Raw genomic sequence first — 15235 nt, forward strand, 5'->3', positions numbered from 1 at the left:
TGCAGTCCCTCGTCCTGGAACCCGGGAGGCATGCGGACGTCCGTGAGGACGATGTCGGGGACGTGCGCCTCGACGGCGGCGAGCAGCGCGGGAGCGTCGCCGACGGCCGCGACCACGTCGTGGCCGCAGCGGCCGAGCAGCCCGATGAGCCCTTCCCGCAGCAGCACGCTGTCCTCGGCCAGTACTACGCGCAGCGGTCGATCCGTTCGCAAGGAAACTCCACACGCAGCAGGGTCGGTCCGCCCGGCGGGCTGGACAGGGAGAGTCTGCCACCGAGCGCGGACACCCGGTCCCCGAGGCCGGTGAGCCCGCTTCCGGCGCCGGGGTCCGCGCCGCCCCGGCCGTCGTCGCGCACCTGGACGAACAGTCGTCCGTCGCGGTGCGCGCCGCGAACCTCCGCGCGGCTCGCCCCGCTGTGCCGGGCGATGTTGGTGAGGGCCTCGCGGACCACGAAGTACGCGGCGGCCTCGACCGCCTGGGGCAGCCGTCCGGGCAGTTCCAGGGCCACGTCCACGGGAACCACGGAGCGGTCCGCGGCGTCGGCGACCGCCGCGGGGAGGCCGTAGTCCGCGAGCACCTTGGGGTGGATGCCGTGGATGAGTTCGCGCAGCTCCGCGAGCGCCTGGTCCGCCTCCTCCTGGGCCGTGGCGAGCTGGTCGGCGAGCGGGCCCGGAGTGACGTCCAGGCGGGCCAGGCCGAGCGTCATCGTGAGCGCCACCAGCCGCTGCTGGGCTCCGTCGTGGAGATCGCGTTCGATGCGCCGCCGTTCCGTCTCGAAGGCGTCCACCAACCGGAGGCGGGAGCGGGCGAGTTCGGTGACCTCCGCCTTCAGGTCGCCCTCGCGCGGGGCGATCAGCAGCCGCGTCAGTTCGGCCCGGGCCCCGGCCACGACCCCCAGCACATAGCCGCCCAGGCCCAGGAGCAGCAGTCCGAGCGCGGCGACCGCGAAGGCGACCGGCCAGGAGGTGACGATCCACTGCTTGAGCACCTTCGTCTCCCGGCCGCCACCGACCGTGGCCATCAGCAGCGGTGTCGCGACCACGGACAGCGGGGCGAGCAGGGTGACCGCGAGGACGATCGCGTCGACCGGCCACAGCAGCACCGCGAACAGCACGGCGTATCCCAGCTCCCGCCATGTCGTCCGCTCCCTCATGCGGGTGGTCAGCCAGCCCCACAGGCCGTAGGCGGTGGGCGCCCGGTGCTGGTCGGGGGCCGGGTCCCGGTCGATCAGGCGCAGCCTGTGCCGCTCCACCCAGGCCACCGGGATTCCGGCGAGCGCGGCGAGGAGGAGCAGCGGCAGCCCCACCAGTACGACGGCGAGGATGCCGCCCGCCGCGGCCGTGGTGGCGATCCCCGCGAGGGCGACCGCGCCGGTCACCGCACCGGTGAGCAGGTATCCGGCCGAACGCCACGGCCACGACGACAGCAGGAAGCCCGGCCCGGACATGGCCTGCCACACATTCCGAGGGTGCATGGAGGTCACCGTAGAAGGCCCGACCTGCCCGTGCCATCGGTCCAGGGGGTGTACCGGGGGTATGCCTGGCCCTACCCCAAGTCTCGGTTCCGCCGTACTGCGCCGTGGTGTCCGGGCGCGGTTTCGTGGCGTTCGACATCGATACGACTCGGCATCCAAACGACTCGGCATCCGCACGACTCGACATCGCTACGAGCGGGGACACATGAACAACGACGCGATCCGATTGCGCTCCGTCAGCAGACGCTTCGGCTCCGGCGACGGCGCGGTGACCGCGCTCGACCGGGTCTCGCTCTCCTTCCCCGCGGGGACGTTCACCGCCGTCATGGGCCCGTCCGGCTCGGGCAAGTCGACGCTGTTGCAGTGCGCGGCGGGGCTGGACCGCCCCACGTCGGGGTCGGTCACCGTGGGCGGCACCGAGCTGACGACACTGAGCGAAACCCGGCTGACGCTGCTGCGGCGCCGGCGCATCGGCTTCGTGTTCCAGGCGTTCAACCTGCTGCCGTCCCTGACCGCCCAGCAGAACGTGGCGCTGCCCCTACGGCTGGCGGGCCGCCGTCCCTCCGCGGCCCGGGTGCGCGAGGTGCTCACGCAGGTCGGGCTCGGCGAACGGGCCCGGCACCGGCCGTCCGAGCTGTCCGGCGGCCAGCAGCAACGGGTCGCCCTGGCCCGCGCCCTGATCACCCGCCCCGAGGTGCTCTTCGGCGACGAGCCGACCGGGGCCCTCGACACCCGGACCGGCCGGGAGGTGCTGGCCCTGCTGCGCGGCATGGTCGACGGCGAGGGGCAGACGGTCATCATGGTCACGCACGACCCGGTGGCCGCGTCCTGTGCCGACCGGGTGGTCTTCCTGGTCGACGGACGGGTCGGCGGCGAGCTGGCCGGGGCGGGCGCCGAGGCCATCGCCGCGCGCATGACCGGCCTGGAGAGCCCGGAGAGCGTGGAGAGCCCGGAGGACGTGCCGTGCTGAGCGTCGCCCTGAGCACCCTGCGCACGCGCTGGGTCACCTTCGCCGGCAGCTTCGTCGCCCTGTCGCTGGGTGTCGCGCTGCTCACCGTCATGGGCCTGGCCCTCGCCTCGTCGCTGGACGCGCCCGACCGGAAACCCGAACGGTTCGCCGCCGCGCCGGTGGTGGTCAAGGGAGCCGACACGCTGCGGGTGCCCACCCCGAACGGCGTCCGGGTCCGCAAGCTCGCACATCCGCGCGCCGTTCCCGCGGCGGTCGTCGCGCGCCTGCGGCGGCTCGGGCCCGTGGTCGAGGACCGTTCGTTCGCCGTACGGGCGCGGGGCGGGCCGGGTGATCTGGTGGGCCACCCCTGGTCCACCGCCGCGTTCGCCCGGTACGGGATCGGCGCGGGGCGTGCGCCCCGCGCGGCCGACGAGGTGGCCGTCAGCGGCGACTGGGCGAAACCGGGCGAGCGGGTACGGACCGGTGGCGGCACGGTACGGGTCGTCGGCACCGTACGGATCGCCGGGGCCGCCGTCGGACGCGGCTTCGAGAACGCCGTCTTCTACACCGACCAGCGCGCCGCCCGCCTCTCCCCCCGCAGCGTCCAGCTCGTCGTGGACGCCGCCCCGGCAGCCGTGCGCGCGGCGGTGCGCGGCAGCGAGGGGGTCCGGGTCCTCACCGGGGACGGGCGCCGCGACGCCGACCCCGGCCCGGACCGGGACCGCGAGGCGCTGATGGCGATGAACGCCCTGTTCGGCACGGCCGGTGGGGTCACCGCCTTCGTGTCGGTGTTCGTGGTGGCATCCACCTTCGCGTTCGCGGTGGCCCAGCGGCGCCGCGAGTTCGGGCTGCTGCGCACGGCCGGGGCGACGCCGGGGCAGCTCCGCCGGATGGTGTTCACCGAGGCCCTCATGGTCGGCGTCCTCGCCTCGGCCACCGGTTGCCTGCTCGGCGCGTACGGTGCGCCACGGCTGGCCGCGTGGGTGGTCGACGGGGGTGTCGCGCCCGGCTGGTTCACCATCGGCGACCACGTCTGGCCGTACCACGTGGCGTTCTGGACGGGTCTGCTGGTCGCCCTGTGCGGTGTGGCGGCCGCGTCCTGGCGGGCGGGCCGTACGGGACCCGCCCAGGCGCTGCGCGAGGCCGCCGTGGACACTGGGACGATGCCCCCGGGACGGTGGCTGTCCGGCCTGGCGCTCCTGCTGACCGCCGTCATCACCCTGTGCCTGGCCCTGGCCACCGACCCGGGAGAGCTGCTGCACCGGAAGACCTATATGAGCCGTCCGATGCTGCTCATCACCGCGGTCGCGCTGCTCGCGCCCGCCGTGGTGCCCCCGCTGACCCGGCTGATCGCCTGGCTCCCGGCCCAACTCCCCGGCGCCGGTGGCATGCTGGTGCGCGAGAACGCCGCCGCCGGAGTGCGCCGCACCGCCGCGGTCGCGGCGCCCGTGCTGGTCACGGTCGCCCTCACGGGTTCGCTCCTGGGCGCCACCGCGACGCTGAACGAGGCGAAGGCCGGCGAAGTCCGCGCGCGGACGGCGGCCGACTTCGTCATCACTCCGGCAGGAGGAACGGGCTTCGACGCGGCGACCCTGCGACAGCTGCGCGCGGTGCCCGGCGCCGAGGTGTCCGCGAGCGCGTCGAGCGCCGTCTACGTCCTGGAGGACGGCGTGTCCCTCGTGGCGTCCGAGGCCCGCGCCGTCGCCCCAGGGCCGCTCGCCGCCACCACCCGGCTGCCGGTCCAAGCCGGAAGGGCCGGTGATCTCGACGACGGCTCCATCATCGTCAACGGCGAGTGGCAGCAGCACACCGTGGGCCGACGCGTCCCGGTGTGGCTCGGCGACGGCAGCAGGAAGTGGCTGCGTATCGTCGCCGTGATGGCCACCGGCACCGGCGGCAACGGCGTCTACGTCACCCCGCGCAACGCCCCGGGCGCCACCGTCGACCGGGTCGACATCACCCTCACCGACGGCGCCGACGCGAGCGCCGTGGCCGCCGCGCTGAAGAAGGCGGTGGACACCACGGGCGGGCGGCTCCTCACCAAGGACCAATGGATCAGGGCGAGTTACCCCCGGACGAAGGACATCACCCGGATCGGTCTGCTGCTGGTCCTCGGCATCGCCCTCCTCTACACCGGAATCTCCCTGGCCAACACCATGGCCATGGCGACCTCCGACCGCGTCCGCGACCTGGCCACCCTGCGTCTGGCCGGGGCCACCCCGGGACAGATCCTGCGGCTGGTGGGCGCCGAGGCGCTGATGGTGGTCGTGGTCGGCGCGGTGCTGGGTGTCCTCGTCGCCGGGCTCAATCTGATGGGCATGGGGAGCGCCCTGCACCTACTGTCGGCGCCGACCACGGTCCGGATCCCGTGGACGGCCATCGGCGCCGCCGTGGGCGCGTGCGCGATGCTCGCCGTGGTCTCGTCCGTCGCCCCCGCCGCGCTCATGCTGCGCCGGCGGACCGCCCCGAAAGCCCTTTTCCAACGGACCGGATCTCGTCGCCACGGCGGCTGAAACCGAATACCCGCCAGTTAATTACAGCGGCTCTGAACGTGCGCTGAATGCGCGCTGAGCAAAAGGCCTGACCTCCTATACATCCACCCTGAGCGTCGATCATGATGATTCAACCTTCATCGGCGGGACGGCGACACCGGAAGGCACCGTCCAACTGAATTCCGCTGCCAGGTTTTGCCATTGCGGATATGCGTCCCTCATGAGGAGCCAATTGCCAGGGCGCCGCGCCGGGTGCGGCCCAGTGGTCGGAAACGCATATCCGGAATCGCAATCAGGATGGGGAGATCCACTGTGACGCCGACTCGTGACCTGTTCTATCCGGACTTTCCGACGCTGGTCGACGCCGTGCGGGGGTGGGCGGAACAACGCCCGGACCACATCGCCCTGGCGTTCCTGCCGGACGGTGAGCGGGAGCAGGCGCGGCTGACGTACGCCGACATCGACCGAGCCGCGCGCCGGACCGCGGCGGGACTGCGTCAACTGGCCGCGCCCGGCGACCGGGTGCTGCTGTGCTGCTCGTCCAGCCCGGACTTCGTGGCGTCCTTCCTGGGCTGCCTCTACGCCGGGATCATCCCGGTCCCGGTGCCCGCGCCCGGAACCACCCGGCACGTCGACCGGCTGTCCGGGATCGTCGCCGACTCAGGCGCGACCCTCGTCCTGGCCGACGCCGACACGTTCGGCCGGTTCGAGGTCCGGCCGGGCGAACCGTTCATGGGCATCCGCTGGGGCACGTTGCCGGATCTCAGACGCGCGAGACACGAGTGGACGCGACACGCGACCCGTACCCGCGGGGGAGTATCTCTTCCTCCAGTACACTTCGGTTCGACGAGCACCCGAAGGGTGTCGTCGTCAGCAACGCACTTGCCGTGAACATCGCGTGATGGCCCGGCGTCGGGCAGCACCCGGGCACCCGGATCGTCAGCTGGCTGCCGATCCACCACGACATGGGCCTGATCGGGGCGCTGCTGCTACCGCTGTGGCAGGGGCTTTTCGCGGCCCTGATGCCACCGGCGGCCTTCATCCGCGACCCGATGCGCTGGCTGCGCGCGATCTCCCGGTACCGGGCCACGCTGGTCCACGGGCCGAACTTCGCGTACGAGCTGTGCTGCGGCCGGGCGAGCGGCAAGGATCTCACCGGACTCGACCTGTCCAGCCTGGAGACCGTCGTCAACGCCGCCGAGCCGATCCGGCCCGCGACGCTGGAGCGCTTCAGCCACCAGTTCGCCCCCGCCGGGTTCCGCCGGTCGTCGTTCTACCCGTCGTACGGCCTCGCCGAAGCGACCCTCGTCGCCTCGGGCGGCTATCTGGGCGCCGAGCCGGGGATCGTGGTCGACCCGGACGCGTTCGAACAGGACCGCGTGGTCGACGCCGCGAGCGGGACACCGGGGCGGACCGTGGTGAACTGCGGCCGCCCCTCGCTCGGGTTCGACGTGGCCATCGTCGACCCGGAGACGCTCCGCGCATGCGGCCCCGACGAGGTGGGCGAGATCTGGCTCGCCGGTGAGAGCGTCGCCCTGGGCTACTGGAACAACCCGGAGGCGACCGCCTCGGACTTCGGCGTGCGGCTGCCGTCCCAACCCGGCCACGCCTTCCTGCGCACCGGCGATCTCGGCTTTCTGCGCGACGGCGAGCTGTATGTGACCGGCCGGTTGAAAGACCTCATCATCGTGGCCGGCCGGAACCACTACCCGCAGGACGTCGAGGCGACGGTCGAGGAGCATCCGGCGATCCGGACCAGCAACAGCATCGCCTTCGCGCTCACCGGCGACGACACGCTCACCGGGGACGACTCAGGCGACGACGGCGAACAGCTCGGCATCGTCGCCGAGGTGCGAGGCAGCCAACTGCGCGGCGACCTGACCACGGTGGCCGAGGAGCTGGCCGCGGCCATCTGGGACGCACACGAGCTGCGCGTGCGCGAGGTCGCCCTGATCCGGCCGGGCGCGCTGCCGAAGACATCGAGCGGCAAGCTGCGCCGCCGGTACACCCGCGAGCTGCTGCGCGGCAACGAGCTGAAGGCCGTACTGCGCTGGCCGGAGGCGGGCGCCCCGGCGGACAGCGGCCCGGACACATCGCTGCGGCTGCGGCTGGAGCGGCTGCCCGAAGCGGACCGCGGCCCCCTGCTGCGGGAGGCGGTCACCGGCGAGCTGGCCACCGTACTCGGCCGGTCGGCCACCGACGGCGTGACGTCCGACCGCCCGCTGCGCGAACTCGGACTCGACTCCCTCCAGGCGGTACGGCTCCAGCGGCGGCTGGCCGACGTCACCGGGCTCGCCCTGCCGCCCACCCTGCTGTACGACCACACCACCCCGGCGGAGGTCGCGGCCTACCTCGGCACCGCGTGGAACGTCGGCGAGCTGATGTCCGCGGCGGAGCGGGCGGGCGCCCGACTCCTGCTGGACGGCGACCGGCTGGTGGTCGACGCGCCGCCCGGTGCGCTGACCGGCGAACTGCGGTCCGCCATCGGCCGGTACGAGGCCGAGCTGATCGCGGCGCTGCGCCACGGCGAGACGGACACCCCGATCCTCCCGGCCGGCGGCGACCCGACGGACGACGGCGACCCCCTGTCCGCCGGCCAGGCCGGGCTGTGGCTGATCGAGCGGTCCCACGGCGCGAGCGCGCTGTACCACGTGCACTTCCGGCTGCGCTGGACCGGCCCGCTGGACCGGGACATCCTGGCCTCCTGCCTGCGCGGCGTCATCGCCCGCCACGCCGCCCTGCGCACCCGGTTCACCGACCGGGACGGGACGCCGCGGGCGCTGGTGTCCCCCGCCGCGGACGTCGAGCTGGGCCACCTCGACCTGCGCGGCCGCCCGGACGCCGCCGACGCCGCGGACACCGCCATCGCGGACCAGCAGCACACCGCGTTCGACCTGAACACCGGCCCGCTGCTGCGCGCGCTCGTCATCACCCGGGCGGACCACGATCACCTCATCTCGGTGACCCAGCACCACATCATCACCGACGGCTGGTCCATCGGTCTCCTGCTCACCGAGCTGCTGGAGGACTACCGCGCGGCCGTCCTCGGCGAACCGCTCCACCGGCCGGTCCCGGCGCTCCAGTACGCCGACTACGCGCGCTGGCAGCAGAGTCGGCGCGAAACCCCCGCGTACCGGCGGACGCTGGACTGGTGGGGCACCCACCTCGACCAGCTGGAACCGCTGCCACTCGGCCGTGGTGGGCCCCGGTCGTCCGAGGCTGCACCGAACCACCACGGCGCCACCGAATCCTTCGAACTGCCCGCCGAACACGCCGACGCCCTGCGGGACGTGGCCAAGTCCTGCGACACCACCCTCTACACCGTCCTGCTCGCCGCCTGGGCCGCCGTACTGCAACGCCACACCGGTCAGGACGACTTCGCCATCGGCACCATCACCAGCGGCCGGGCCCGGGCCGAACTGGAGCAGATGGTGGGCTTCTTCTCCAACACCGTCGTGCTGCGCTGCGACCTGTCGGGCGACCCGGCCGCCACCGAGCTGATCGGCCGTCTCGGCGCCGAGACGTCGGCCGCGTTCGCCCACGAGGTGCCGTTCGCCGATGTGGTGGTCGCGACCGGAGCGGCCGGGGCGGCCGGTGGCAGCGATCTGAACCCCCTCGTACAGGCCGCCTTCATCTTCGAGAACGCACAGCTGACCCCGGGCGCCGAGGCGGACCTGCTGCCCGGGCTCGACGCGCGGGTGTCCCTGGAGGGGCGTATCGACGCGGCCGTCGAGGGCACGGCCAAGTTCGACCTGTCGCTGGTCGTCTCCGAAACCGGGGCCGGACTGACCGGCCTCTTCGAGTACGCGACCAGCACCTTCGACCCCGCCGACATGGTGCGGCTCCGCGACCACTTCCTGACCCTGCTGCGCAGCCTCACCGACCGTCCCGGCGATCCGGTCTCCAGCTTCGACCTGGTCGGCGACGCCGAACGCCGCGAGCTGACCGGCAACTCCTCCGGCCCCCGGCTGGACTTCCCCCGGGACCAGGGCCTGCACGAGCTGTTCGAGGCGCAGGCCCGGCGGACACCGGACCGCGCGGCGGCGGTCCAGGGCGAGCGCACCGTCACGTACGCCGAGCTGGACGCATGGGCGGAGCACCTGGCCGGGCTGCTGGCCACCGGTGGCCTGCGGGCCGGGGAGAACGTCGGCGTGGCGCTGCACCGGTCGCTCGAACTGATCGCCGCCGAGCTGGCCGTCCTGAAGGCCGGGGGGACGGTGGTCCCACTGGACCCGGACCTCCCCGCCGACCGGCTCACGTTCCTGCTCACCGACAGCGCCTCCCGGTTCGTGCTGAGCGACAGCGGGACGACCCTGCCGTCGGCCGTCGGAGGCAGTGTCGGAGGCGGAGTCGGCATCGGCCGGATCGACGCCGACCGGGAGCGTACGGAGCGTACGGGTGGCGCCCGGGCGGTCCCGGCGCGCGGCACCGGCGGCGACTCGGTGGCGTACGTGCTGTACACCTCCGGGTCCACCGGCACCCCGAAGGGCGTGCTGCTGCCGCACCGGGCGATCGTGCGGCTCGTGGTCAGCGGTGGACTGGTTCCGGTGGACGCGGACACCCGCTCGGCGTTCGCGTCCAGCCCGAGCTTCGACGTGGCGACCCTCGAAATGTGGGGACCGCTGCTGTGCGGCGGCCAGGTCGCCGTGATCAGCCGGGACGAGGTGCTCGACCCGCGGCGCTTCGGCGCGGCGCTCACCCGGCACGGCGTCAACCTGCTGTGGCTGACCGCCGGCCTGTTCAACGAGTACGCCGACCAGCTCACGGAGCAGTTCGGCGCGCTGCGCCACCTGATCGTCGGCGGCGACGCGCTCACCCCCGACGTGGTCGCCGGAGTGCTGCGGTCGAACCACCCGCCACGGCACCTGGTCAACGGGTACGGGCCCACGGAGAGCACCTTCGCCGCCTCGTACGAGGTGCCGGGGCCGCCCGACGGATGGCGCAGCATTCCGATCGGCCGCCCGCTGCCCAACACCCGGATCTACCTGCTGGACGGGCAGGGCCGCCCGGTCCCGGTCGGCGTCACGGGCGAGCTGTATCTCGGCGGGGAGGGCCTGGCGCACGGCTACCTCAACCAGCCGGGGCTGACCGCGCAACGGTTCCTGCCGAACCCGTATGCCGACGAGCCCGGCGCCCGCATGTACCGCACCGGGGACCTCGGTCGGTGGCTGCCGGACGGCACGATCGAGTTCCTCGGGCGCGACGACTTCCAGGTGAAGGTCCGCGGCTTCCGGGTCGAACTCGGCGAGATCGAAACCCGGTTGCGCGAACATCCGGCGGTCGGACGGGCCGTCGTCCTCGCCCGGGAGGACTCCCCCGGCGCCAAACGGCTGGTGGCCTACTACGTCCCCGCCACGGCTGACGCTCCCGAGGCTCCCAACGCGGAGGAACTGCGCGGCCATCTGGCGCGGACACTGCCCCCGTACATGGTCCCGGCCGCGTTCGTCCGGCTGGACCGGCTGCCGCTCACCCCCACCGGCAAGGTCGCCCGGCAGTCGCTGCCCGCCCCGGCCGACGATGCCCTGGTCACCCGCGCCTACGCGGCGCCGCAAGGCGAGGTGGAGCAGCGGCTGGCCGACGTCTGGGCCGACCTGCTCGGCGTCGACCGGGTCGGCCGCGGCGACAACTTCTTCGACCTCGGCGGCCACTCCCTGCTGGCGACCCAGGTCATGTCCCGGCTGCGGCAGGCGCTCGGGGTGGACGTGGCGGTCTCCGCGCTGTTCGCCCGGCCGGTGCTGGCCGATTTCGCGACCGAGGTGGCGGCCGCGGCGGCCACCGGCCCGGCCCCCGACATCGCACCGGACCCCGATGGCGGAAACCTGGTGCCGCTGACCCAGACCCGGATGTGGTTCATCGCCCAGCTGCCCGGTGGCAGCGAGGCCTACCACATGCCCACCGGCCTGGAGCTCCGCGGACGGCTGGACCATCAGGCCCTGCGGTCCGCGCTGGACACCATCGTCGCCCGGCATGACGCGCTGCGCGCCGTGTTCGCCGTCGACGGGGACGGCCAGCCGGTCCAACGGGTGGTACCCGCCGCCGACGTCCGGTTCGACCTGCTCGAACAGCACGCGTCCGATGACACCGAACTGACCCGGCTGGCCCACGAGGAGGCCCGTAAGTCGTTCGACCTCACGGTCGGCCCGCTGGTGCGCGGCCGGTTGATCTCGCAAGGCGAGGACCGGCACACGCTGCTGATCACCATGCACCACATCATCTCCGACGGGTGGTCGGTGCACATCTTCCTCCGGGAACTGGCCGCGCTCTACGGCGCCCTGGCCCAGGGCCGGGCCCCCGAGCTGCCGGAACTCGCCATGCAGTACCGCGACTACGCCGCCTGGCAGGCCGCCCAGGTGTCCGAGGAGCAGCGGGAGCAGCAGCGTTCCTACTGGCAGGGGCTGCTGGCCGGATCACCCGCCGCGCTCCGGCTCCCCCTGGACCGGCCCCGCCCTGCGCACCAGGACCGGTCCGGCGATGTCGTGCCGGTCGACATACCGCCCGAGTTGGCGCGACGGCTGAACGAGCTGGCCCGTCGGCAAGACACGACCCTGTTCATGACGCTCCTGTCGAGCTGGGCGCTGCTGCTGTCCCGGCTCGGTGGCGACGAGGACCTGGTGATCGGCATCCCGTCCGCGTCCCGGCGCCGCCCGGAGGCCGAGGCCCTGATCGGGTTCTTCGTCAACACCCTCCCCATCCGGGTCGACTTCACCGGTCTGCCGGACGTCGGTGAGCTGCTGGGCCGGGTGACGCGGCGGGTGCTCGACGCGATGGCGCACCAGGACGTCCACTTCGAAGAGATCGTGGACCTGGCCAACCCGGTACGCAGCGCCGCGCACGATCCGCTCACCCAGGTGCTGTTCGCCTGGCTGCCGGACCTGGGCCCGATTCCCCAGCTCAGCGGCGTGGACACCGACCTCATGCCGACCACGTCGTACGGCACCTCCCGGGTCGACCTCATGCTGTCGCTACGGGAGGGCGGCGACACCCTCGGGGGCTGGCTGGAGTACGCCACCTCGCTGTTCGACCGCGCCACCGCCGAGCGCATGGTGCGCTGCTACCTCGAACTCCTCCAGGCCATGGTGGACCACGCCGAGGCCCCGGTGGCACGGCTGCCCATCCTGCCGACCGACCAGTACGAGACCGTCGTCCACAGCTTCAACCCCGCCGATTCGTCAGCCGATCCCGAGCACTGCCTGCACGAGACCTTCGAGGCCCAGGCCGCGGCAACGCCGGATGCGGTCGCGGTCGTCCACCGCGATACGCAGGTCACGTACCGGGAACTGAACGAGCGGGCGAACCGCATCGCCCACCGGCTGCGCGCTGCGGGTGTGGGCCCTGGCGTGCGGGTCGGGATCTGCGCCGAGCGGGGCGTGGGGCTGCTGGCGGCGGTCGTGGGTGTGCTCAAGGCAGGCGGTGCGTATGTGCCGCTGGACCCGTCGTACCCCGCCGAGCGCGTGGCGTTCATGCTCGCCGACGCGAAGCCCGCCGTGGTCCTGACCGACGGCGCGGAACCGGCCGCTCTGATCCGGGCCACCGCCCCCGAGGACACCGTGGTGTGGGACCTGGCCACGGACTTCACGGACGCGCCGGTCGACAACGTCCCCGTGGCGGTCTCCCCCTCCGACGTCGCCTACGTCATCTACACCTCGGGATCCACCGGGACCCCGAAGGGTGTGCTGGTGGAGCACCGCCAGGTGGCCCGCCTGTTCACCGCGACGGAAGAGTGGTTCGGCTTCGGACCCTCCGACGTCTGGGCCCTGTGCCACTCCTACGCCTTCGACTTCTCCGTATGGGAAATCTGGGGCGCCCTCCTCCACGGCGGCCAACTCGTCATCGTCCCCAGCGACGTGGTGCGCGCACCGGACGAGCTGTGGCAGCTGCTGTGCTCGGCCGGGGTGACCGTGCTGTGCCAGACTCCCGGAGCCTTCACCCGCCTCACCGACGCACGCCTCCGCACCCCCGACACCAAGGACCAGCTCCGCTTCGTCATCTTCGGCGGAGAAGCGCTGGAAGTGGCCGCACTGCGGCCATGGTTCGACGCCGCAGCGGGTAGCGGGCCGACGCTCGTGAACATGTACGGGATCACCGAAACCACCGTCCATGTGACCTGGCAGCCCGTCGAGCCTGACATGGCCGGTGGACTGGGCGGATCCCTCATCGGCCAGCCCATCCCCGACCTGCGCGTCTACGTGGTCGACGCCCACGGCCGACCGGCCCCGGTGGGTGTCGTCGGTGAGCTGATGGTCGGCGGCCGGGGCGTGACCCGTGGCTACCTCGGACGCCCCGCCCTGACCGCCGAACGCTTCGTACCCAACTGGCTCACCGGAGACGGGTCCCGGCTGTATCGCACCGGGGACCTGGGCCGGTGGCTGCCCGACGGCACGCTCGAGTTCATGGGCCGTAACGACTTCCAGGTCAAGGTCCGCGGCTACCGCATCGAACTCGGCGAAATCGAAGCCCGACTCCTCGACCACGACGCCGTCCGGGAGGCGGTGGTCGTGGCCCGTGAGGACGTACCCGGGGACAAGCGGCTGGTCGCGTACCTCGGGGTGCAGCAGCACAGCGGTGCCTACCAGGACGACGAGGAATCGGCCGAGCAGCTGGAACACTGGCGGCAGGTCTTCGACGTGACGTACGACGACGTACTCACCGACGACACGCCAGACACCGCCCCCGCCCCCGTCGATCCCACCTTCGACATCCGCGGCTGGAACAGCAGCTACACACGCGAACCGATCCCCGCCGAGCAGATGCGCGAGTGGGTCGACCACACCGCGGACCTGATCCTCGCCACCCGCCCCGAATCGGTGCTCGACATCGGCTGCGGCACCGGCCTGACCGTGTTCGCCGCAGGACCGCACGTGCGGACGTACTGGGGCACCGACCTGTCCGCGGTGGCCGTCCGCAACCTGCGCCGTGCCGTCGCCGAGTCCGAACTGCCGCCCGGCCGGGTCACGCTGTTCGAGAGCGCGGCCGACGATCTGGACCGGGTGCTGCCCGCACAGACCTTCGACGTGGCCGTTCTCAACTCGGTCGTGCAGTACTTCCCGGACGAGCAGTACCTGCTCGCGGTCATCGAGGCGGCGGTACGCCGCCTCGCCCCGGGCGGGACGCTCGTCGTCGGCGATGTCCGCAGCCTGCCGATGCTGCGCACCTTCCACACCACGGTCCAGGCCACCGCGGCGTCGCCGGACACTCCGGCCGACCAGCTGCGGGCGCGCATCGACCGGGCCGTCGCCGACGACGAGGAGCTGGTCATCGACCCGCACCTCTTCACCACGCTGCCGACGCGGATCCCGGAGATCGCCGGGGTCCGGGTCACGCCGAGGCGCGGGCGGCACGACAACGAGATGACCGCCTTCCGGTACGACGTCCAGCTCACCAAGAGCGGCGGTCCGGCGCCCGAGGCGCCGACACCCGACACCGTGGACTGGCTCGACTGGCAGGGTGAGAACCTCACCGTCGACGGCCTCTGGAAGGAGTTGGCCTCCGACCGGCCCGAACTGCTCGCCGTCCACTCGATCCCGAACGCGCGACTGCGGCCGTACGCCGGACTGCTGGAGCAACCGCCCACCGAGCCCGCGGTCGACCCGGAGGATCTGATCCGCCTCGGAGCCGACACCGGGTACCGGATCGACCTGGACTTCGCCGAACACGGCGAACACGGCGAGCTGCGGCTCGTGGCGCGGCGATGCGACGAGACCGGGGAACCGGTCGTGGGGCTCCCGGACACGGGTGGCCCAGGGGCGAGTGGCCCGGGGGCAGGGCTCCTGGACGGGGACCCGATGTGGTCCGCCTTCGTGAACAGCTCGCTGCGGCGGACCACCCGCCGACTGGTGACGTCGCTGCGGTCCCAGCTCGACGCCCACCTTCCCGGCTACATGATGCCGTCGGCGTACGTCTTCCTCGACGAGATGCCCCTGACCCCGAACGGCAAGGTCGACCGCCGTGCGCTGCCCGCGCCCGGCGCGACCGCCACCTCCGGGCAGCGGTACGAGGCCCCGGACGGGCCGGTGGAGACCACCCTCGCCGGGCTGTGGGCCGATCTCCTGCGCCTCGACCAGGTCGGCCGCCACGACAACTTCTTCGAACTCGGCGGTAATTCCCTGCTGGCCGTGTCGCTGGTGGAACGGATGCACGCGGCGGACCTGCCGGGCGACGTCCGAACCGTGTTCACCGCCCCGACCGTGGCCGGGATGGCCGACGCGATCGCCGAGCTGGAGCCCGGCGCGGACGAGGCGGCCGTCATTCCTCCCAACCTCATCCCCGACCTGCCCGGCGATGATCCCGACACCGAGCTGGAGTTCACGCTATGACCGTCGA

Annotated in this window: 5 protein-coding genes and 1 pseudogene; 4 read left to right on the top strand and 2 right to left on the bottom strand. The window is 72.7% G+C overall.

Annotated features, from left to right (window positions below; all coding sequences use genetic code 11):
* Both SSOG_RS06675 and SSOG_RS06680 read right to left on the bottom strand, forming a co-directional pair.
* On the bottom strand, nt 1-212 hold a 212-nt coding region (locus SSOG_RS06675; protein ID WP_154686087.1), incomplete at its 3' end, for a response regulator transcription factor.
* A complete protein-coding gene (locus SSOG_RS06680) occupies nt 185-1474 on the bottom strand; it encodes a sensor histidine kinase (RefSeq protein WP_009713448.1) in 1290 nt (429 codons plus the stop codon). The genes SSOG_RS06675 and SSOG_RS06680, both read right to left, overlap by 28 nt.
* A 205-nt stretch (nt 1475-1679) precedes the next feature.
* Here SSOG_RS06680 and SSOG_RS06685 point away from each other — a divergent pair, with 205 nt between their 5' ends.
* The 4 genes and pseudogenes from SSOG_RS06685 to SSOG_RS06700 all read left to right on the top strand — a co-directional run.
* Nucleotides 1680-2444 (top strand): ABC transporter ATP-binding protein, encoded by a 765-nt coding sequence (locus tag SSOG_RS06685; protein ID WP_009713449.1) that lies wholly within the window; start codon nt 1680-1682, stop codon nt 2442-2444.
* A complete protein-coding gene (locus SSOG_RS06690) occupies nt 2438-4936 on the top strand; it encodes an ABC transporter permease (protein ID WP_009713450.1) in 2499 nt (832 codons plus the stop codon). Before SSOG_RS06685 ends, SSOG_RS06690 begins: the two co-directional genes overlap by 7 nt.
* Nucleotides 4937-5227: 291 nt before the next feature.
* Nucleotides 5228-5806 (top strand): AMP-binding protein, encoded by a 579-nt coding sequence (locus SSOG_RS06695; protein WP_039936750.1) that lies wholly within the window; start codon nt 5228-5230, stop codon nt 5804-5806.
* Nucleotides 5807-5847: 41 nt separating this feature from the next.
* Nucleotides 5848-15228 (top strand): annotated as a pseudogene (locus tag SSOG_RS06700) (amino acid adenylation domain-containing protein); the annotation flags it as partial.
* Between the last annotated feature and the right edge of the window lie 7 nt (nt 15229-15235).

Origin of the sequence: Streptomyces himastatinicus ATCC 53653, assembly GCF_000158915.1 — a bacterium.
Classification (GTDB): domain Bacteria; phylum Actinomycetota; class Actinomycetes; order Streptomycetales; family Streptomycetaceae; genus Streptomyces; species Streptomyces himastatinicus.

Excerpts from the sequence above, each read along its gene's own strand:
- SSOG_RS06680 (WP_009713448.1), bottom strand. The coding sequence starts at position 1,474 with ATGCACCCTCGGAATGTGTGGCAGGCCATGTCCGGGCCGGGCTTCCTG.
- SSOG_RS06685 (WP_009713449.1), top strand. The coding sequence starts at position 1,680 with ATGAACAACGACGCGATCCGATTGCGCTCCGTCAGCAGACGCTTCGGC.